Consider the following 19,740-nt stretch of genomic DNA (forward strand, 5'->3'; position numbering starts at 1 on the left):
TTTCCGGTCGGGAGCCCCTCTTGTTGCCTGAGGAGGTGTAGCCAATGGCAGACTCCGATCCCAAGCCAAGATCGCCCCTGTCGCAGCGGCGGGATCCCTCTTCAGCAGAGCAGGTGAGGCTGTTGACGGAGCTGGCCGCTCCCTACCGCAGCTTGCGGCGCTTCATCTACTTGGCGGTGGGGTTCTCGGCTACCATCGGGGCGTTTGTGTTTTTCTTTCGAGCCCTGGCGGGACGGGACTTGAACACCACCTTGCCCAGCTTGGCCTTACAGTTGGGGATCCTGGCCGGCGCCATCGGCCTAAACAGGCTGGAAAACCGCTCTCACCAGAAGGTGATCAGACAGGTCAAACAACGCTTGGGCATGCAGCAAGACTCCCAGGAGCCCCAACGGTCGGCGGACAGTTAGCCCGCCCATTCCCCGCAGCCCCTTTCTCAATCCAGATCAAAGTCATCATCATCCGCGTCAGCACTGCGCAGATAGCGGCGCTGAGTTTGGCGAGCGGGATCCCCTTGTGACCACTTTTGGACAATTTGGACACCCAGAAAGGTCAGAAAGGCCCCCAAAGCCACAAACGTGAGAAGTGGGATCGCCAGGATCACCACTGCGCCCAGGACATAGATAGCCACCTTGGGCAGAGACGGATCCACCCCCCAGCGGTGGCTGCGCACCCAGTCGGTGAGCTGCTGATCCCAGCGGCGTAGGCGAGGGACGTTTTCCTCGAAGATCTCCAGCAAAATTGGCCCCAGACGACGCAGATTGCCCTGAGTTTGCCTTCGCCAATCTTGCACCGAGCGCCCCATGTTCGGGATCCCTTGTCCTGTCATCTTCAGGCCGATCCTAGCCCAACCCCAGCAACCTTCCCATTGGCCCACCGGATGTAAATTTGTTTGAACATTTGGATCGGAGATTTTGGAGGCTTCCCAGGACTACTGTACACTGAGGGCACTTGCGCAGCGATGCTGCTGCCCTGCGGATTCGGTAAACCTCTTTTTAACGTTTCAACCTGCTCGACTGGAGAACGCTAATGGCTCACTCGGTCAAGATCTACGACACCTGCATCGGCTGCACTCAGTGTGTGCGGGCTTGTCCCACCGACGTGTTGGAGATGGTGCCCTGGAAGGGGAACAACAAGGCTGGCATGATCGCTGCCGCTCCCCGCACCGAAGACTGCGTTGGCTGCAAACGCTGTGAAACCGCTTGTCCCACCGATTTTCTGAGCATCCGAGTCTACCTTGGCCCCGAAACCACCCGCAGCATGGGCTTAGCCTACTGATGGGGGCACCTGGCCGCAACCCCACTCTCAACTGCCCACAGAGCACAAGTATTCCAGAGTACCAGAAAAGCAGTTTACTTCCCAACCCAGTTCCAGCCTTTCCCTCTTCCGGGGAGAGGCTGTGGCGTATGGCAGGTCTTAAGCTGTTTGGTGACTCTAGAGGGGGGATCCGCCCCCTTTTTTCCTTTAGGGCTGCAGATAGAGGCGGTGCTGCCGGATGTAGTGCTCCACGGCAGGGGGCACCAGGTAGCGGATAGACCCTCCCTTTTGGATTTGCTGTCGCAGGTAGGTGGAAGAGAGCGTCAGGGTAGGGGCTTCCAGGATTTGGGCTTGGATGGGCAGCTTTGCGGCCACCGCCTGCAGCACCTGGGCGGCATCGCCGGCATCCACCCGTGGGGCAACAATCCAATGGCAGAGGCGGGCCAGTTCTTCCGCTTGATACCACTGGGGCAGGTCCCGCAGAGCATCCACGCCGATGATCCAGTACCACTGGGTATTGGGTTGCTCCTGGATGAGGGTGCGCAGTGTCTCGATGGTGTAGGAGCGCCCCGAACGGCGGATCTCCAGCTCTGAGCAGGCGAAGCGCTCGTGGTCGGCAATGGCCAGCTTGACCATCGCCAAGCGGTCGGCTTTGCTGGCGCCAGGGGCCAGAGGCTTGTGGGGGGGATCCCCGGCGGGCATCCACAGCACCTGATCCAGGTCAAACTGCCAAAGAGCTTGTTCTGCCATGATCAAGTGGCCATGGTGCACAGGGTTGAAGGTTCCGCCCAGAATGGCAATGCGGCGGTGCTTCATGGCTGCTGGCTCAGGTAGGTGATGGCATCCCGCAGCCAATCTTCTGTTGGGCGGCGGTGGGTGGGCAGAGCTTGCAGGGCAGCTTGAATTTCCTGAGCACTGTAGCCCAGGGCCAGCAAGGCCATTTCCACCTCTTCTCGGATGGGCATGGGCGGCCCTCCGGCCAAGGGTTGATCCGCAACTCCCACCCCCTGTCGCCAGTGGGCCAGCTTGGTTTTCAGCTCCAGGGCCAGCCGTTGGGCCGTTTTATGGCCTACCCCCGGCGTGAGGGAGAGCAGGCGCACGTTTTCGGTCACCACCGCCTGCACCAGCTCCGGCAGGCTGAAGGTATTCAGCAGGGCCAAGCCCAAAGCCGGCCCCACCCCCGAGACTTTGATGAGTTCCACAAACAAGTCCCGCTCGGCTGGCGAGCCAAACCCGTACAACACCAGCTCAGTCTCTCGCACCACCAAATGGGTGAACACCCGGACGGGCTCCCCCACTGCAGGCAGTTGCTTGAGAAAACGTCCTGGGGCCTTGACGCGATAGCCGATCCCCTGCACCTCAACGGTGAGGCTGCTGCGCTCTCCCCATTCGATGGCCACAAGGTGGCCGCTTAAAAACGCGATCATGCTGCGAGTTTAATCTGGGTTTGGGATGCTCTGCTCGACTGGAGCTCCAAAGTCGGCCAAGCAATCTAAAGTCCTTGCCAAAGGCTGCTTCCCTACAAGGCTATTTCACAGACCATTTCTCTACCTGTAGACTGTTCCCCATCCAGCTCTGTATTCTCCCTCATCCATGCCGATTCGCCCTTTTCCCATCGGCCAATGGCTTTGGATCCTGTTCTCGCTGGGGGTGCTGCTCTTTCTCCATCTTCCTCTGCTGGTGATCGTCCTTTACGCCTTTAGCCCCGATGAGGCGACTTTGCGCTTCCCTTTGCCGGGGCTGACCTGGCATTGGTTTGCCGTGGCCTGGGGGCGGGCAGATATTTGGCGGGCCTTGTTTTTGTCTTTGCGGGTGGCTGTGCTGGCTACCGGAGTGGCGGTGGTGCTGGGATCCCTGGCGGCAGCAGCAGTCTATCGCAGCCGATTTTTTGGCCGCGAGACGATCTCGTTTTTGGTGTTGCTGCCCATCGCCTTGCCGGGCATTGTCTCCGGGATCGCCTTGCGCTCGGCGATCCATTTGCTGCATATCCCTTTCAGCTTTTGGACAATTGTTATCGGCCATGCCACCTTTTGTCTGGTGGTGGTGTACAACAACGTGCTGGCGCGGTTTCGCCGCATGGGACGCTCTCAACTGGAGGCTTCTGCCGACTTGGGGGCCAACCCCCTGCAAACCTTTCGGTACATCCTTCTGCCCGAACTGGCCTCGGCCCTATTGGCGGGATCCCTGCTGGCGTTTGCCCTGTCTTTCGATGAAATCATCGTCACCACCTTCACCGCCGGCCAGCAGCAAACCCTGCCGATCTGGGTGTTCAGCCAGCTCACCAAGCCTCGGCAGCGCCCGGTGATCAGCGTGGTGGCTCTGGGGGTGATCGGCCTGACGGTGCTCCCCATTTGGCTGACCCATCATTGGACTCAAGAGAAAACCTCAACTCGCTGATGGCTCTTTCCAGCCTCATGCAAGGTTTGCACTTGGAGGGATCCCTAAGCATTGGCCGGAGTCGCTGTAACAGCAAGGAAACGCTGGCCCTGGTTGATCGCAGAGCCCTTGTGAGAAAATGTAACAAGCATTTCATTTGTGAAAATTGAGGTATCTATGGCTGTCACTCGTGCCGGACGCGCCCCTCTAGTGCGGGGCAGCAGCGAGGGAAATCCTGCCAAGTTCATGGAAATGGCCAGCGCTTTGCTCAGCACCCGCACCCGCCAAGGCAGCGGCAAAAAGGTTCAAGATCGCTCCTCCTACGGCAAAGCGGGCAACCCGCAAGAGTTCATGCAGATGGCCAGCGAATTGCGCCGATCCCTGGAGCAGCAGGGGCGGTAGCAGATCTTGTCCACCGTCAAACCTAGGCCCTCCCCGTCCAGTTGCATAAGCTGGGCGGTTTTGTTGCTGCTCCTCTCAAGCCAGAGGCGGCCAATCGCTTCTGAGGCCACTCACCGGTGTTGGATCCCGTTACAGGCCCAACTTCGAGTCCAGAGCTCCGCCCTTGAGCTTCTGTGCAATGAGCCGACAGAAGAGCGGCATGTCAGGATGGGAAAAGTGCTCATCCGGGCGCTCTTGCCGGTGGACGTGATTGAGGCCAAGACGACATGAAAAACAAAGGCTTTTGGCTGGCCGGGATCCTGGGGGTGATCTTGGATCAGGCGACCAAGCACTGGGCAGTGGAACGGCTGCTGCCGGGGCCAGAGATTGAGCTGTGGCCAGGGGTGTTTCACCTCACCTACGTGGAGAATACCGGCGCTGCTTGGAGCCTGTTTGAAGATTCGGCAGAGCTCTTGAAGTGGATCTCGCTGGGGGTGGCGCTGGCGTTGGCGCTGCTGGCCATTCGCGGCGGGATCCTGGGCCGATGGGAACAGGCCGGCTATGGCTTGGTGTGGGCAGGAGCCGTGGGGAACGGCATCGACCGCTTCGTCAACGGCTATGTCGTGGACTTTTTCAATTTGATCTGGATTCGCTTTCCGGTATTCAACGTGGCGGATGTGGCCATCAACCTTGGGGTGGCCTGTCTGCTGATCGGTTTGCTACAGGACAACTCGAAGAAAACGGGATCGACTTCCGCCTCGCCCTGCCTGGAGAAAAAGCCCGGTCGCGACAGCACCCACTTTAAGGATTGACGAGCCGATGAACAGCCTTCAGGGATCCCTTGGGATGCTCAGGCCTTTGGCCAGGGGGATCCCCGGTCAGCTGCAAGGACTCCGTCCGCCTATTGCAAACGGCTGGCTTGCTGAGCCACCTGGCAGAAGCGCTCGACATCTGCGGGCAAAGTGTTAAAAGCCGTCACCAGGCGGATTAAGTGGTGACCTTCCCCCAGCCAGCGGTAAAACCGAAACCCCGCTCCCTCTAGGGCCTGGAGAACCGGCTCCGGCAGCTCGATAAAAACCTCATTGGCCTCGGTGGGATATACCAACCTGGCTCCCGGCAGGGATCCCAGTCCCTGCGCCAACCGTTGGGCCATCGCGTTGGCATGGCGAGCATTGCGCAGCCACACCCCATCCTGGAGATAGGCCTGCAATTGGGCAGACAAAAAGCGCATCTTCGAGAGCAGATGGCCACTGCGCTTGCGACGAAACTCAAAATCGCCCACCTGATCTGGATGAAAAAACACCACCGCTTCCGCAGCCCAGGCCCCATTTTTGGTGGCCCCAAAGGACAGCACATCCACCCCCGCTTTCCAGGTCATCTCGGCAGGGGTGCAACCCAAACCGACCAAGGCGTTGGCAAAGCGGGCCCCATCCATATGCACCTTGAGGCCAAAGTGATGGGCCAAATCCGCCAGGGATCCAAGCTGCTCCAAGGAGTAGAGGGTGCCGGCCTCAGTGGCTTGCGTCAGGCTGAGGCAGGCAGGCTGCACGTGATGAACCACCCCAAACCCCGCCCGCTCCAGGGCCGTTTTTAAGTTGCCCCAGTCAATACGGCCTTGTTCCCCTGGGATCCCCACCAACTTGGCCCCACCTGTAAACAGCTCTGGCGCTCCACATTCGTCCAGATTGATGTGGGCCTCGGGATGGCAATAAACGGCCCCGTAGGGCGGGGTGAGCACCGAAAGGGCCAGGGCATTGGCAGCAGATCCTGTTGCCACCGGAAACACTGCCACTTCATGCTCGAAGATCTCGGCAAACAGCCTTTGCACCTGCGCTGTGCATTCGTCCCCTCCATAGGGCATGGCGGATCCCTTGAGGGCCAACAGGGCTTCCATCACCTCAGGACAGGCGCCTGTAACATTGTCGCTGCAAAAGTTCATGGCATGGACAACCCAAGGGATCTCGCCGAGGAAGGGTTAGGGCCGGCTTACTTCGCGCCAACCCAACCGGGATCCTCCAAAGTATCCCAGGCTTGACCTGCCTCTCCCTCAACCGTTTGCAATAGCGGGACAGAGTCCTTTTGGGGATGGGAAGGCGGCTCAGGCTGGTCGCGATAGCGGGACGGAGTCCTTTCGCAATAGCGGGATGGGGTCTTTGCACTCCACCACAACCCCAAAGCGGGCCCCAACCCCAACAACAGGCCCAGCCCCGCCGGCGCAACAATGCCGGAGCCCAGGCTCATCAACAGGGCAAAAGCAAAATTAGCTACATAGAGCACCAGCGGCCCCACCAACTGGCGGCGGTCAAGGATGGGTTGATCCTCGCCCCACAGCAGATTGGCCACCGTCATGAAGGCAGCCCCAGTCAGCATCCAACCACCGAAGTTTTGCAACGGCATACCGAAGAAGGGCCCCGGCTGAAACCACGTCCAGAAGGGAATCGAGCCGCGGGTCATGGCCGGATCCAGCACGAAGTCCCAGGCGGTGAGCAGCAACGCCCCCAACATGATGGCCTCGAAGTGGATCAACCAGTGGCGCTGGGTTTGCAGAGCCACACGCGCCAACAAATAGGACGACAACCCCACATAAAACCAAGACAGAGGGATGGTAAAAGGCACCAAACCGGCAATCTTGTAGCCCAGCCCACTCAGGTAGCCGTAGTTGCCAAAAGGGATCCCGGTGCTGGTGCCCAACAGCTCACTGCCCAAGGAAATGCCCACCGCCGGGATCAAAAACATCAACAGGCGCCGCATCCCCAACAGCCGGGATCCCATCAGAGCTGCTGCCAGCGCGCCGAACACCATGTAAGCAACGCCGCCGTTGCCCATGCTCAAGGAGAAGGCTTGAAGGCCAATGGGGGGCAAACTGGCCACCCACTCGGGATGCGGTACAACCCAGAGCAACCCTGCCAACCCAAAAAGCAAAGACAGAATGTGCAAACCCAGAGCTAAGGCCTCCAGCCGCTGCCAAATCGAGCCAGACAGGGGCAGAACACTTCGCCCAACAGAAGACTGGAAAGGCAGGCTGACGAGAACACCAGAGGACGAGAACCAACGCATGAGAAACTCCCGAAGAGTGGTTAAGCGAAGCCGCTCTGTCTCCTTGCAACCCATACGGCGGCTGAGGGAAAAAGCGGATGGCCCCAAGAGAGAGCCCGAAGCCAAGAACAAGCCCGCTTGCTTGCAGGCCGGCCTACTTGGGATGGCCCTCTGGGCAGGGATGTCACCACCGCTAACGGTGACACTGCTGATATTTTGCTGTCTATTGTATCAATTCGTAAACATATCGCCCGTTTTTCCTCAGGTCTCCTCCCCGTCTTCGCCGCAGGGATCCCGGGTGGGGGTTTACGCCCAACTGGCTCGTGCTGTAGAGCGCCAGGACTGGGTGCAAGCCCTGCGGCTGGTGGATCTCTTACGAGAGCACACGGAAGATCCCGCCCAGCGTCAGGATCTGGAAGACTATCGGCTGGAGCTGGAAAAATATCGTTCTGCTTATGGGGATCCGCCGCCGCCCCAGTGGCCGTTTTTGCACAAGCCCTTTGTTGGGGAATTTCCTGTCACCAACCTCTTCGACCATGACTTGCCTTTGGGGGAGAGGGATGGCAACGGACGGTTTGTGAGTGGGCAAGGCCAAGTTTGGATCCCTGGCCCGCTGCACCCCTGTGGCAAAAGCGATGGCCATGCCGGTTATGACTGGGAGATGCCGGTGGGAACCCCGATTTTGGCTGCTGCCGCAGGACGGGTCACCTTGGCCCGTGAGGAGCCGGAGTTTTTTTGCCCCAGCTTGGGCCGACCGGTCAGGGGGTTGCGGGTGCGCCTTTTGCACGAGCCAGAACTCTCGGAGGGGGAGAGAACAGACGGGAGAGCACTTCTCCGCTGGGAAACCCTCTACGCCCACCTCAGCCAAGTTGGGGTGCAGGAGGGGCAAGTGGTGGCCCCAGGAGAAATCATCGGCCTATCGGGAGATAGCGGCTGTGCCAGCGGGCCCCATCTCCATTTCGAGGTACGTCGCTTCGACAACACCAACTCGGGCCAACCGGCTGCCGTCGATCCCTATGGGTGGTTTGGGTCTGGCCTGGATCCCTGGAGCATTCATCCCCTTGGGGCCGAAAGCCTGTTCCTTTGGCAGGTGGGACAAGCCCCCAGCTTGGGAGCTTGCTGGCAAGGGTAGCGATAGCCATGACGGACATCCGCTCCGCGCGAGACCTCGCTGACAAAGATGGATATTGACAGGCAGATTCACAACAGTCACAACAGATGATGGACTTATAGATCTCGACGGACAAAGCCATCTCCCTCCCATTGGTAGAGGGTAGCCCTCAAATCACGGCTGGCACCTGGCGGGCTTGAGATGACCAGGATCCCTTGCGGGCTGACCCGCAGGCTGGCATTGCTCAGATCCGTCACGCTCAGCAGTGGCACAAGTCCCTCAGGCCGGTGTTCCAAGACCAAGACAGAGCGCAGCAGGCTGATGCCCCCTCGCTCGGTGAGGAGCACCAACTTGGGCTGTGGGCTGGAGGTGATGTCCGTGCGCAGGTGAGCCTCCACCAACCGTCCTGGGATCGGCTCAGCCGTGTGGAGTAGACGAAAGCTATACCCCCCCTGGTGCTCGAAGCTGAGAACGCGCACCACCGGCTCCACGGTGGGCTGCCGCTGAATCTGAAACACAGCCACCACATCCTGGCGAGATGGGGAAGTTAGGCTGGCCGGGAACAGGCGCAGGTTTTCACCGCGATTGCCGCGAATAAAATCCCACCAAATGGATTGATTGAATAAAGCCACAACCCCACCTCGAGCAGCGCCGCCCTCAGAAGGAACCGGCAGCAGCGGAAGCACAGGCTGGGGATAGGCAGGAACAGCAGCAACCGGTAGAGTGGCAGCCAAGGCCGCTCCCCAGGCTATTCGACCACAGGAACACAACAGCTTCCGCATATTTCCTCACTCCTCGCCCCTAAAATTCTAAAGGACTCCAAGGTTCTCCCAGTCAACCAAACAGCCGGGATACAGGGATCCCTTTTATGTCGAACGCAACCTCGATCTCACCTTGATCTCGCCTGGCAATGGGCTACCAAGTTAGGGTGAAAAGCCTGGAGCTTCCTCTGTAGCCAACAAAGTCGGCTTGGAGAGACGCCCCGCCAATTGGAAAGGGATCCCCCAGGAGCAAGGGGCAGCCCCCCCCGACGGAGGGCTCTATTTTTCGGCAGCCAAAAACAATTGGGCCCGCCAAAAGCAGGCAATGGACTTGCTGTCCAAATCCATTCCCAAACGGGCCATTTCTGTAAGCTCAGAAGCAGAAAACTCCACTACGGTAATATCTTCATCCTCATCCTTATCGGGAGGGGAATCCAGCACTTCCAGCTCCCGCGCCAAATAGGCATACATAATCTCGCTGGAATAGCCGGGGCACAAATAAAATTGGCCAAGGGGATCCCAGCGATGGGCACGCAGGCCCGTTTCTTCTTCCAGCTCGCGGCGAATGGTGTCATCGGGATGCTCCCCTGGCTCGACCGTGCCTGCCGGGAATTCGTAAAGATAGGAAGCAACCGCAAAGCGATATTGACGAATGCAGACGAACTTGCCTGCTGCAGTGACGGGCACGGCCACCACCCCGCCAGGATGGATGAGGTACTCCCGCTCTCCCTCTTTGCCGTTGGGAAAACGCAAACGCTGGCTGACGAAGGTGTATTTGTGGCCTTGATAGCGGAGGCGCTCACGAATCACCTGAGATGGGTTTTGCATGGCAAGGGATCCCGAGAGTAGAGCCGCTCTCAGCTTAATGGTTTTCGGCGCTGTTGCAACCGGGCAATCCAGAGGGATCCACACGCCCTTGGGATCCCGTGTCTGGGGTAGAGTCAGGAAAAGCACAAAAGTTGCAGGCCATGATTTACCCTCCCTTGAAGGAGTTTCTTGCCCTCACCAAGCAGGGCAACTTTATCCCGGTGTACCAGGAATGGGTGGCGGATTTGGAAACGCCGGTTTCTGCCTGGTATCGGGTCTGTGCCGGCCAGCCCTACAACTTTCTCCTGGAGTCGGTGGAGGGGGGGGAGCAGGTGGCCCGCTACAGCTTCCTGGGCTGCGACCCCCTGTGGGTTTTGGAAATACGCGGGGATCAGGCGCTACAGCGATACCGCGATGGCCGACAGGAGCACCACCAAGGGGATCCCTTTGCCATCTTGGCCCGCTGCTTGCAGCCCTATGAGCCGGTGCATTTGCCGGAATTGCCCAGCAGCATCGGCGGCCTGTTTGGCTACTGGGGCTACGAGCTGATTCGCTGGATTGAGCCCAAGGTGCCCATCCACCCCCTGCAGCCGGGGGATCCCCCTGATGCCGTTTTGATGCAGGTGGACAGCATCCTGCTCTTTGACCAGGTGAAGCGCAAGATCTGGGTGGTGGCCTTCGCCGATACCCGTCACCACGCTGCCGAGGAAGCCTATGCCCAAGCCTGCCGGCGGGTGGAAAAGCTGATGCAGCAGCTCAGCGCTCCTCTTTCCCTGGCCCATCTGCACCTCAACTGGAAGCCCCACCTGTCGGAAAGGACTCCGTCCCGCTGGCGCGAACAAATCCCCCCCAGCACCCTGAGCCGCCCGGCCTACTGCCAAGCGGTGGAACGGGCTAAGGACTACATCCGCGCCGGAGATATCTTCCAAGTGGTGCTCTCGCAGCGGTTTACCATCTCCTTTGCGGGGGATCCCTTTTGCCTCTACCGCTCGTTGCGGCTGATTAACCCTTCCCCTTATATGGCGTTTTTGCAGTTTGGGAATCTCTGCCTCATCGGCTCCAGCCCAGAGGTGATGGTCAAACTCAGCCGGGTGGGAGAAGACCGCATCGCCACCGTGCGCCCCATTGCCGGCACCCGCCCCCGTGGCACCACCCCTCAGGAAGACCGGCAGTTAGAGCAAGAGCTGTTGGCAGATCCCAAAGAACGGGCCGAACATGTGATGTTGGTGGATCTGGCCCGCAACGACCTGGGACGGGTCTGCCAACTGGGATCTGTGCAGGTGGACGACCTGATGCAGATCGAGCGCTACAGCCATGTGATGCACATCGTCAGCAACGTGGTGGGGCGGCTGGATCCCCAGTACAGCGCCTGGGATCTGCTGCGGGCCACCTTCCCCGCCGGCACTGTTACCGGCGCCCCCAAAATCCGCGCCATGCAGATTATTCATGAGCTGGAAGGATGCCGCCGCGGGCCCTATGCCGGCGCCTATGGCTACTACGACTTTTCCGGCCAACTGAACACCGCCATCACCATCCGCACTCTGCTGGTTCATCAGGGCCAGGTGAGCTTGCAGGCCGGGGCAGGTATTGTGGCCGACTCGGATCCGGAGCGGGAATATCAAGAATGTCTGAACAAAGCGCGGGGCATGTTAATGGCTGTGGCCAGTTTGCAGGAGACATAGCCCATGTTGGCCCAGTTGCGCTTCAGCCCTGCGGTTCGCGTCAGCGGGACGGAGTCCTTACAGGAGCTCCAGCAGCCGGATCCAGAGACCGTAGAGCAGGCTTTTGAACTGTTTTCCACAGAGGGCTATCTGGTGTTGCCGGAGATCTTTCCCCCCGAGCTCATCGACAAGTTGCACAGCAGCTTTCTGGCCACCTACAGCCGCTACTGCACCCACGAAAACCACGCCGATGCCCTGTTGGTGGGCAATAGACGGGTGATGGTAACGGTTCGCCTGGAGGGCCCCTTCAACGATCCCCTCATCTATGCCCATCCTCTGATCTTGCCCATCCTGAAGCGGATTTTGGGGCCGGAGTTGATCTTGAGCGGGCTGGGGGCGGTGGTCTCTCTGCCGGGATCCGCCGATCAACAAGTTCACCGGGATCTGTCTCATCTGTTTGGCGACGAGACCTTGGATGCGATCATTCCTTGCTATGCCCTGAATTTGCTTATTCCTCTGGTGGAGGTCAACGAAGAGAACGGCATGACCCGTCTCTGGCCCGGCAGCCATGCGGTCTTCGATGCCCACTATACCGAGCTGGCCCAGCAGATGCCCTTTGTCGATCCGCCCCTGGCCAAGGGATCCTGCCTCCTGTTCGACTACCGCCTGATTCACCTGGGTCGGGCCAATCGCTCCCCTGCCCCCCGTCCCCTTCTCTACAACACCTACAGCCGCGCTTGGTTTCGGGATCCTGTCAACTACACTCGGCAACCTCCCCTGGTGATCCCGGCCCAAGAGAAAGAGCGGATCCCAGCCGAGCATCAGCGCCTATTCGTGACGGCACAGATTGTGTAGACGGCCCGGAACTGCGAGCTGACCGAAAACTCGGCGGCTCAGGCCCCGGCATTTATGCCTAGGGATAAGCTACCGTCTCCTGATAGGATGTGAGTATCGCTCCACCCATTTATAGAAAGGTGCAGTGCTGAAGGTGAAGTAGAAGTATCTGGGGTGTTTCCACATCCCAGTAGCTGGTGCGTTCGCCTTGGCGGCGCGAAGCGCTTTGGCGTCCCCCACGGTGCTGCGGTATAAGCCACATGCTCGGTGTAGCTCAGTCAGTGGGAGTTGTTTTGCTGGCTGAGAACGGATCCTCTGGCTTTAGCCGTGGGGAGAACGTCAACCTCTCCTCTTGTTTGAGGAATCCGGTCAGCTAGACCGCCGAGAAGCGACGCCCTCTATGTATCAGCATGAGGGTCAGGATGAAAGGCGGAAACCCTTGCTATGGTAAACACAGAGCGGTGGGGCATCCCGTTCTTAAAGCTCAGGAAATGTCCTTAACAGGAGTCACTGAGAAGCTCGTACTCTATGCATCAGCATGAGTGCGGGAGTATGTCACGATGTCTCAGAATGGGGGTGGTTATCCCCGTTATTGCAGTTTGATTGCGCATCCCACCATGAGCGAAAAGATCCCTCAAGATCCCTCCTCGCCGGAAATGGCGGCTGAGATGGCCTTTGCTGCAGAGCCCAGTTTAGAGGAGGTAGGAGCTACTGCGGAAGAAACCACCCCAGACTCGGATCCCGGCAAGGGATCCCCTGGCACCGGCGGGTCGAATGCGCAGCGTGTCCGTCAACTGCTGGGCATGAAAGGAGCAGAGGTGGAGTCTCGCTCCATTTGGCAGTTGCACTTGCAACTGATGAAGCCTGTCACCTGGATCCCTTTGGTGTGGGGTCTGATTCCGGGGGCAGCATCTTCCGGTCACTTCACCTGGACTTGGGAGAATGTGGCTCTCATTTTGGTGGGCATGATTCTGGCGGGCCCCCTGATGACGGGCTATACCCAAACGGTGAACGAATACTACGACCGCGAGATCGACGCCATCAACGAGCCCTACCGCCCGATCCCTTCGGGGGCCATCTCTCTGCAGCGGGTGGTTATCCAAATCTGGGTGCTGCTGATCTTGGGGTTGGGCTTGGCCTATGCCCTGGACTGGTACACGGGCCATGACTTCCCGGTGATCACCTGCATTGCCTTGGCGGGAGCCCTCATTGCCTACATTTACTCGGCGCCCCCCCTGAAGCTCAAGCGCAACGGCTGGCTGGGCAACTATGCCCTTGGTGCCAGCTACATCGCCCTGCCCTGGTGGACAGGCCACGCCTTGTTCGGCGAGCTAAACTGGACGGTCTGCATCCTGACGCTGATCTACAGCTTGGCCGGGCTGGGGATTGCCGTGGTCAACGATTTCAAAAGCATCGAAGGGGACAGGCAGTTTGGCTTGGCCTCTTTGCCGGTGATGTTTGGGGCGATGGGGGCCGCTTGGATCTCGGTGCTGATGATCGACCTGTTCCAGTTCGGCATGGCCTCGTTTTTGCTGGGGGCGGGCCTAAAACTTTACGCGGCCCTTTTGGTGCTGCTGATCATCCCGCAAATAACCTTCCAAGATATGTACCTCCTGCGGGATCCTTTGAACAACGATGTGAAATACCAAGCCAGCGCGCAGCCCTTTTTGGTGTTGGGCATGTTGGTGGTCGGGCTGGCGTTGGGCCGCTCGGGGCTGTGGTAGTCGAGCCGACGGCAAAGTGCCCATCTTGGCAACAGAGGTGACGGCTTCCGCCCTGGGTTCGGCCCGACATCTGGGCCAAGATCAAGTCAAGATCAAGTTAAGTTGAGCCAGGGATCCATCCCCTGCAAGGATCGTTGGCGGATCCCTGGAAGCTGTTATGGCCCTGGGCCAAAGGAGATATCCAATGAAGCTGTTGTTTCCCCTCCAACTCGGCCTAAGCCTGGCTTTGCTCTTGGGGCCGCTGGCCGTCTCTCCCGCCCAAGCGCAGCGGATCGTCATCGACGGGCGGGGGATCGTGGTAGAACCCAGCACAGGTGGCTCGGTGATCCTCAATCCCGACCAGCCGGTCTTTTCTCCAATCTTGCCCTCTGCAGTTCCTTTTTCCATCGATGAAGAAGGCAAGATCGTCTCTGCCCCTGGCTACCGCTGCAGTGCGGCTACTGCTGCCGACAACTCCCCCATCATCTGTCGCTCCCAGTTCAACCGCAACGACGTGGTGGTGTATGAGCGGGACGGCCAATCCAACACCTTCCTTGTGAACATCGACAACACGGTGACCCGGCCCTCCGGCAGTGGGCTGCGGATTGTGCCCAACCCTGAACCGGCGACTCCCTCGGGTAGCGGCCTGCGCATCATCATAGACTGAGGGCAGGGATCCCTTCACCTCTTGTCCAATTGCAACCGCAGCATTTGCTCTGCATCCTAGAGAGGTTTGGCGAAGAAATAGCCCTGGCCATACTCGCAGTTCAACAGCCTCATTGGTGCAGTCGCTGTAGGGTTTCGATCCCCTCGGCAGTGACATCCATTCCCAGGCTGCGGGCCAAGGTGATGATCAGGCAATGGTCTCGGCATTTTCTTCATTCGGCCCCCAGCGCGAGATGAAGGAGTGATCGATTTTCAGGCCATTTTTTCAGGCCATTGATGAGGTAATCCTGCAGGCCCCTGAGAGAGGAGTAGCCTGGGCCGAAGATCAAAACCCCCGCAATTGCGCCAGTTGCTCTGCCGCTAGAAACCGTAGCCTATTTTGCGGTCTAAGGAGATCTTTCGGTGCTGGGGTGGTATTGTTGCCGTCTTTCTTCCAATTCCATCAGGATCTGCTGATGACGCTGCCGGGTGATTGGGTAGAACCACACCAGCAAGATCCCGCCGATCAAAGCCACCGCCGGTAAGGGGCCGATGGCAACGCGAATGGCCAACAAAGCCGATTCCGGCTGGATGGGCAGGGCCTCTCCGGCCACCGAAGGCACGAAGCCGGCCCAATCCAGAGCTTGCCCCACGAAAAACAGCCCCAGTGCCAAGCCCACCTTTTGTAAGAACACCATAAAAGCGTAGAAGATCCCCTCCCGCCGCTCCCCGGTTTGTAGTTCATCCAGATCGATCACATCCGGCAACATCGACCAAGGGCCGAGATAGGCTGTAGCAGAAACCCCAATGCCGGCCAACAGAGCCAGCCCAATCATGATCCCCTGCTGCCCGGGCTGGAGAAAAAACAGGCCTGCCTGCGAGATCAGCCAAAACCCCGCCCCAATGAGGTACATGGTGCGCTTGTCCAGATGGGTGCTCAGTTGGGTCCAACCGAACAGCGTCAGCACTGCGATCCCCTGTACCGCCAGTACCACCAAGGAAATCCACACCTCCGGCAGGCCCATCCAGAAGACGATGAAATAAGGGATGATTGTGGCTGTGAACTGAAACGCCAGCCAAGAACACAGGTAGATGCCGCTGACAAACAGGTAGGGGCGGTTGCTGAAGGCCACCCGCAGTTGTTGAACCAGGGGCATGGGATCCCGTTGGGATGGATACCGTTCTCGCACCCCCCAAAAACAGATCAGCAAGGGCACAGCCGAGATCACTCCAAAACAGGCTCCGGCCAGCAGATGGCCGGCAGCCCGATCCGGCAGCAGGTTGACCAAGAGCGGAAAGGTAACCACCGCAACCATGCTGCCCCCTACAGAGAAGGCAAAGCGGAATTGGTTGAGCTGGGTGCGCTCGTCGTAATCCTGGGTCAGCTCCGCTGTCAGGGAGGCGTAGGGAATATTGGCCGCAGAGTAGAAGGTATTGAACAAGAGCGACACCGCCAGGTAGTAGGCAAACAGGGGGCCAATCCGACCGGGAAAAGGGATCCACCACTGGGCCAGGAACGTGAGGCCAAAGGGGAGGGCTGCAAACAGCAGCCAGGGGCGGCGACGGCCCCAACGGGTGCGGGTGCGGTCGCTGAGAATGCCGATGATGGGATCGTTGATGGCATCCCAAAAGCGAGTGATGGCGTAGATGCTGCCGGCTAGGCCTGCCGACATGCCAACGGTATTGGTGAGAAAGGGCAGCAGGAAAAAGATGAGGATGTTGGCCGTCATGCCTGTGCCCAGATCCCCCACCCCATAGGCCAGCTTCGTCCACAAACTGAGTCGCTGTCTGGTCATCATGTCCCCCTGGAATGCCAGGATTCCAGTGTAGGGGGTAGGTGGAGATTTCTTTTTTGGGGATCCCTGGAAAAGCTGATCAAAATTCAGGGTCTTCTCCCAGTTCCCGTAGCCGCTGGGCCAGTCGTTCGGCTCGGGAGCGTTCCAATTCTGCCCGCTGCCGTTCCAATTCAGCCCGTTGCCGTTCCAATTCAGCCCGCTGCCGTTCTAGTTCAGCTCCCGTAGGCAACAATTGCCCTGCCCTATCATACCAGCGCACCCAAAAGCGTTCTCGCCCCTCGTAGGATCCCCACCACCGACCGATACTCAAGTCCAAATCGGGCAACAGAATTGGGGGATGTTCTCCAGCGCCTGAGCCGGGGAGCAGCTCATAGTGTCCGCCCTGGAGTTGATAAACATTCAGCTCATCGGTCTCTAGCTCGAAGGTGACGTAGTAGGGGATCCGCAGCCGCCTTTCGTAGAGCTGGAATTTGGCTTGTCCGGGTTTTTCTTCCCCCTGGTCGTTGCAGATGATCTCCAAGATGAGAATAGGCAAGATATTCCCTTCATCCCAAACCACATAACTTTTGCGGGCAGTGCCATCCCGCCAACGGGGAACCCCCAGCACCAGAAACAAATCTGGAACAATGACCTGCTGGGGTAGGGCGTAGTAAAGGCCCATATCGCAAGCCACAAAAAAGTCTTGCCGATCTGACCAGTGCAGCAGCAGCGGTTCCCGGAGGAGGGGGTATTGGCGGCCTTGATCCTCGTTGTCCAAGGGGGTGTCGTCTGTATCGGGCAAGTCGTGCTGGGTGGGCCAGCGATAGGGGGCGATGGTCATGGCCAGGCAGGAGCAGTATGCCTCCACTGTAGCGAATGGGTTAGGACTGCATTTGGCTCATCGCCTCCAGATCCAGCACCTTGGCCACCTGTTCCGGGGTCATCAAGTTGCGCTCTAAGACAATCTGCCGAATGGACTGGCCGGTTTCCAAAGAAGCCTTGGCCACTTCTGCAGCTTGCAAATAGCCGATGTAGGGGTTGAGGGCGGTCACCAAAGCCAGCGTCCCTTCTGCGTAGCCGCGGCAGCGCTCCGGTTTGGGGGTGATGCCTTGAATACAGCGCTCGGCAAAGACCCGCAGGCTGCTGTTCAGAATCTGCAGGCTGTGCAGGAGGTCATAGGCAATCAGGGGCATCATCACGTTGAGCTCAAATTGCCCCGCTTGGGCTGCGAGGGTGATGGCGGTATCCAGCCCAATCACCTGGAAACAGACCATGTTCAACATCTCGGCTATCACCGGGTTGTACTTGCCAGGCATGATGGAAGAGCCGGGCTGCACCGGCGGCAGTTGGATCTCCTTCAGGCCGGTCTTGGGGCCAGAATCCATCAGCCGCAGGTCGTTGGCCAGCTTGATGCCATCTTGGGCCAGGTTGCGCAGGGATCCCGACAGATGCACAAAGGGGGCCATGCTCTGCATCGCCGCCATCAGGTGGGGGGCAGGGGTCAGGGGTAGCTGAGTATATTCCGCCAGCCGTTGCACCACCTTTTGCCGGTACTGGGGATGAGTGTTGAGGCCGGTGCCGACGGCGCTTCCCCCCAGCCCCAAGCTGCACAGGGCCTGGCTGGCCTCCTCAATCCAGCGACGGTGTTGGGCAAAGATGGCCGCGTAGGCGCCAAAGCTGTCCCCCAGCCGCACCGGCACCGCATCCTGCAAATGGGTGCGACCGGCCTTGAGGATCCCGTGAAAGTCTTTTGCCTTCTGCTCGAGGGCTGCCACCAAATTGTCTAGAGTGCCCAGCAGATCCCGCCGCACCCGCAGCAGGGCAGCCAGACGAATGGCGGTGGGGATGACATCGTTGGTGGACTGGCCGTAGTTGACATGGTCGTTGGGGCTGACCCGCTCGTAGCGGCCCTTGGGCTCCCCCAGGATCTCCAGAGCGCGGTTGGCCAGCACTTCGTTGACATTCATGTGGTGGGAGGTGCCCGCCCCCGCCTGGTACACATCCACCACAAACTGATCCCGCAGGGATCCCTGGAGGATCTCATCCGCCGCTTGGACAATCGCCTTGGCCACCTCTGCCGGAATGCACCCCAGCTCGCCGTTGACCTCTGCCGCCGCTTTTTTGATCAGCACGCAGGCTTCTACATACTCTGGCAGGGGCTTGAGGCCGCTGATGGGGAAGTTCTCCAGGGCACGGGCGGTCTGGATGCCGTAGTAAACCGACTGGGGTAGTTGCCGCTCCCCCATTGAGTCTCGTTCGCTGCGCACCTCAGCCAAGGCTTTTCCTCCCCCGTTCGCGGATCCTTGGGCTAGCTTCCGGCAGCCTTCTCTGAGGGTGTCTCGACGGCTGCAGATAAGTTTTGTAAAGTAGCCTGCAACTGCTGGCTGAGGCGCTCGTTGTTCTCTGCCAAGACCAACACCATGGCCGCACAGGCCAGATGCACCCCCGCTCGAAATTCTGCCGAAGACTTGTACTGGATCAGCGCTTCGCTATCCCCTTCCCGCGGGCTGAGGATGAGCTGAACCGACTTTTGGGCCAACTCTGTCAGTTCCCGTTCCGTTAAACCGAGCTGCACCGCTTCTGCCCTCCCTGCTGGCCGACAAACAACCCTCGATCCTGTTCAAGATCGCCACTTTGGTATCCTACCGCGGCCTGGCAGGATCCCCAAGTGAGCGGGCCTTGACAACGCTTGACGGCTCTAGAAAGAGACGGAAAATGCCGGTTAGTATAGGTGCAGCCTGCCTTGGCCTGCGGGCCAGTGGCCGACTTTGATTGGAGAGTCCAAACTCAGGGTTCGGCACTGCTCCGAAGGGGGCTAGTCCTACTTAGCATTTGTCTTGTGTTGTTATTTCGTTGAGAGAGGAAAACTTGACCGTAGAGCGTCCACCTGACCGCTTCCCCCGCAAGCAGCGCGCAGAGCTGCCGGCTATCAACGAGCGCATCCGCTTCCCCAAAATCCGCCTTATCGATACCGACGGCACTCAGTTGGGGATCATGAGCCCGCGCGAAGCCCTGCGCCTGGCAGAAGAAAAAGATCTGGACTTGGTCTTGGTGAGCGAAAAGGCCGACCCGCCCGTCTGCCGCATCATGGACTACGGCAAGTTCAAGTTTGAGAAGGAGAAGAAAGAACGGGAGGCCCGCAAGAAGCAACACACTGCCGAGATCAAGGAAGTGAAGTTTCGCTACAACATCGGCGAGCACGACTACAACGTGCGCCTGCGCAGCGCCCAACAGTTCTTGGGGGATGGAGACAAGGTGAAAGCCACGGTGATGTTCCGCGGTCGTGAGGCCCAGCACGCCGAGTTGGGGGAAGAATTGCTGCACCGCTTGTTCAAAGACTTACAAGAAGTGGCGGAAATGCAGCAGCCCCCCCAAAAGGAAGGGCGAAACATCACG

Annotated in this window: 22 protein-coding genes; 11 read left to right on the forward strand and 11 right to left on the reverse strand. The window is 59.2% G+C overall.

The features are described 5' to 3' along the window. Positions 1–44 precede the first annotated feature (44 nt). The gene (locus NW837_RS12840) at positions 45–407 is read left to right on the forward strand and encodes a DUF3493 domain-containing protein (RefSeq protein WP_011432201.1); all 363 of its coding nucleotides are present in this window, start codon (positions 45–47) and stop codon (positions 405–407) included. Positions 408–433: 26 nt separating this feature from the next. On the opposite strand, the gene NW837_RS12845 is transcribed toward NW837_RS12840, so the two are convergent. Beyond that, the gene (locus NW837_RS12845; protein ID WP_238376872.1) at positions 434–826 is read right to left on the reverse strand and encodes a hypothetical protein; all 393 of its coding nucleotides are present in this window, start codon (positions 824–826) and stop codon (positions 434–436) included. Between the two features lie 200 nt (positions 827–1,026). Between NW837_RS12845 and psaC the strand changes: the two genes are divergently transcribed. Beyond that, positions 1,027–1,275 carry a photosystem I iron-sulfur center protein PsaC gene (gene psaC, locus NW837_RS12850; protein WP_011432199.1) on the forward strand — a complete coding sequence of 83 codons (249 nt, stop codon included), beginning with the start codon at positions 1,027–1,029 and terminating at the stop codon, positions 1,273–1,275. Between the two features lie 186 nt (positions 1,276–1,461). Here the strand turns inward: psaC and nadD are convergent, their stop codons facing one another. Further along, on the reverse strand, positions 1,462–2,070 hold the full coding sequence (gene nadD, locus NW837_RS12855; RefSeq protein ID WP_011432197.1) for a nicotinate-nucleotide adenylyltransferase: 609 nt from the start codon (positions 2,068–2,070) through the stop codon (positions 1,462–1,464). Beyond that, on the reverse strand, positions 2,067–2,681 hold the full coding sequence (gene ruvA / locus NW837_RS12860) for a Holliday junction branch migration protein RuvA (protein WP_414332040.1): 615 nt from the start codon (positions 2,679–2,681) through the stop codon (positions 2,067–2,069). The genes nadD and ruvA overlap by 4 nt, the downstream gene beginning before the upstream one ends. 166 nt (positions 2,682–2,847) lie before the next feature. Between ruvA and NW837_RS12865 the strand changes: the two genes are divergently transcribed. The 3 genes from NW837_RS12865 to lspA all read left to right on the forward strand — a co-directional run bounded on the left by NW837_RS12865 (position 2,848) and on the right by lspA (position 4,823). Beyond that, positions 2,848–3,651, forward strand: coding sequence for an ABC transporter permease (locus NW837_RS12865; RefSeq protein ID WP_414332041.1), 804 nt, complete (start codon positions 2,848–2,850; stop codon positions 3,649–3,651). A gap of 156 nt (positions 3,652–3,807) precedes the next feature. After that, positions 3,808–4,032, forward strand: coding sequence for a hypothetical protein (locus tag NW837_RS12870; RefSeq protein WP_414332042.1), 225 nt, complete (start codon positions 3,808–3,810; stop codon positions 4,030–4,032). 266 nt (positions 4,033–4,298) lie between these two features. Beyond that, positions 4,299–4,823, forward strand: coding sequence for a signal peptidase II (gene lspA / locus NW837_RS12875; protein ID WP_414332043.1), 525 nt, complete (start codon positions 4,299–4,301; stop codon positions 4,821–4,823). Between the two features lie 89 nt (positions 4,824–4,912). On the opposite strand, the gene NW837_RS12880 is transcribed toward lspA, so the two are convergent. Together NW837_RS12880 and cruF are read right to left on the reverse strand one after the other, a co-directional pair. Then, on the reverse strand, positions 4,913–5,950 hold the full coding sequence (locus NW837_RS12880; protein ID WP_414332044.1) for a threonine aldolase family protein: 1,038 nt from the start codon (positions 5,948–5,950) through the stop codon (positions 4,913–4,915). 47 nt (positions 5,951–5,997) lie between these two features. After that, complete coding sequence (gene cruF, locus NW837_RS12885; protein WP_414332045.1) at positions 5,998–7,068, reverse strand: gamma-carotene 1'-hydroxylase CruF; 1,071 nt, start codon at positions 7,066–7,068, stop codon at positions 5,998–6,000. A gap of 205 nt (positions 7,069–7,273) precedes the next feature. Here cruF and NW837_RS12890 point away from each other — a divergent pair, with 205 nt between their 5' ends. After that, a complete protein-coding gene (locus NW837_RS12890) occupies positions 7,274–8,179 on the forward strand; it encodes a M23 family metallopeptidase (protein WP_414332046.1) in 906 nt (301 codons plus the stop codon). A 95-nt stretch (positions 8,180–8,274) separates the two neighbouring features. On the opposite strand, the gene NW837_RS12895 is transcribed toward NW837_RS12890, so the two are convergent. Next, on the reverse strand, positions 8,275–8,940 hold the full coding sequence (locus NW837_RS12895) for a hypothetical protein (protein ID WP_414332047.1): 666 nt from the start codon (positions 8,938–8,940) through the stop codon (positions 8,275–8,277). Between the two features lie 258 nt (positions 8,941–9,198). After that, positions 9,199–9,747, reverse strand: coding sequence for an NUDIX hydrolase (locus NW837_RS12900; RefSeq protein WP_011432186.1), 549 nt, complete (start codon positions 9,745–9,747; stop codon positions 9,199–9,201). A gap of 140 nt (positions 9,748–9,887) precedes the next feature. Here NW837_RS12900 and trpE point away from each other — a divergent pair, with 140 nt between their 5' ends. From trpE to NW837_RS12920, 4 genes are all read left to right on the forward strand, one after another. Next, positions 9,888–11,408, forward strand: a complete 1,521-nt coding sequence (gene trpE / locus NW837_RS12905) for an anthranilate synthase component I (RefSeq protein WP_414332048.1) — start codon at positions 9,888–9,890, stop codon at positions 11,406–11,408. Positions 11,409–11,411: 3 nt separating this feature from the next. Further along, the gene (locus NW837_RS12910; protein WP_414332049.1) at positions 11,412–12,242 is read left to right on the forward strand and encodes a phytanoyl-CoA dioxygenase family protein; all 831 of its coding nucleotides are present in this window, start codon (positions 11,412–11,414) and stop codon (positions 12,240–12,242) included. Positions 12,243–12,838: 596 nt separating this feature from the next. Beyond that, entirely contained in the window at positions 12,839–13,945 is a 1,107-nt protein-coding gene (gene chlG, locus NW837_RS12915; RefSeq protein WP_414332050.1) for a chlorophyll synthase ChlG, read from the forward strand. 184 nt (positions 13,946–14,129) lie between these two features. Then, positions 14,130–14,591, forward strand: coding sequence for a hypothetical protein (locus NW837_RS12920; protein ID WP_414332051.1), 462 nt, complete (start codon positions 14,130–14,132; stop codon positions 14,589–14,591). 385 nt (positions 14,592–14,976) lie between these two features. Here the strand turns inward: NW837_RS12920 and NW837_RS12925 are convergent, their stop codons facing one another. The 4 genes from NW837_RS12925 to NW837_RS12940 form a co-directional block, all read right to left on the reverse strand. After that, positions 14,977–16,365, reverse strand: a complete 1,389-nt coding sequence (locus NW837_RS12925) for an MFS transporter (protein WP_414332055.1) — start codon at positions 16,363–16,365, stop codon at positions 14,977–14,979. 79 nt (positions 16,366–16,444) lie between these two features. Then, positions 16,445–17,185, reverse strand: coding sequence for a Uma2 family endonuclease (locus NW837_RS12930; RefSeq protein ID WP_414332052.1), 741 nt, complete (start codon positions 17,183–17,185; stop codon positions 16,445–16,447). Positions 17,186–17,225: 40 nt separating this feature from the next. After that, on the reverse strand, positions 17,226–18,611 hold the full coding sequence (locus tag NW837_RS12935) for an aspartate ammonia-lyase (protein WP_414332056.1): 1,386 nt from the start codon (positions 18,609–18,611) through the stop codon (positions 17,226–17,228). Between the two features lie 41 nt (positions 18,612–18,652). Further along, positions 18,653–18,919, reverse strand: a complete 267-nt coding sequence (locus NW837_RS12940; protein ID WP_414332053.1) for a hypothetical protein — start codon at positions 18,917–18,919, stop codon at positions 18,653–18,655. A gap of 293 nt (positions 18,920–19,212) precedes the next feature. Between NW837_RS12940 and infC the strand changes: the two genes are divergently transcribed. After that, positions 19,213–19,740: translation initiation factor IF-3 (gene infC, locus NW837_RS12945; protein WP_414332054.1), on the forward strand; the 528-nt coding region annotated here is incomplete at its 3' end.

The organism is Synechococcus sp. R6-10 (genome assembly GCF_047461815.1).
Lineage (GTDB): Bacteria > Cyanobacteriota > Cyanobacteriia > Thermostichales > Thermostichaceae > Thermostichus.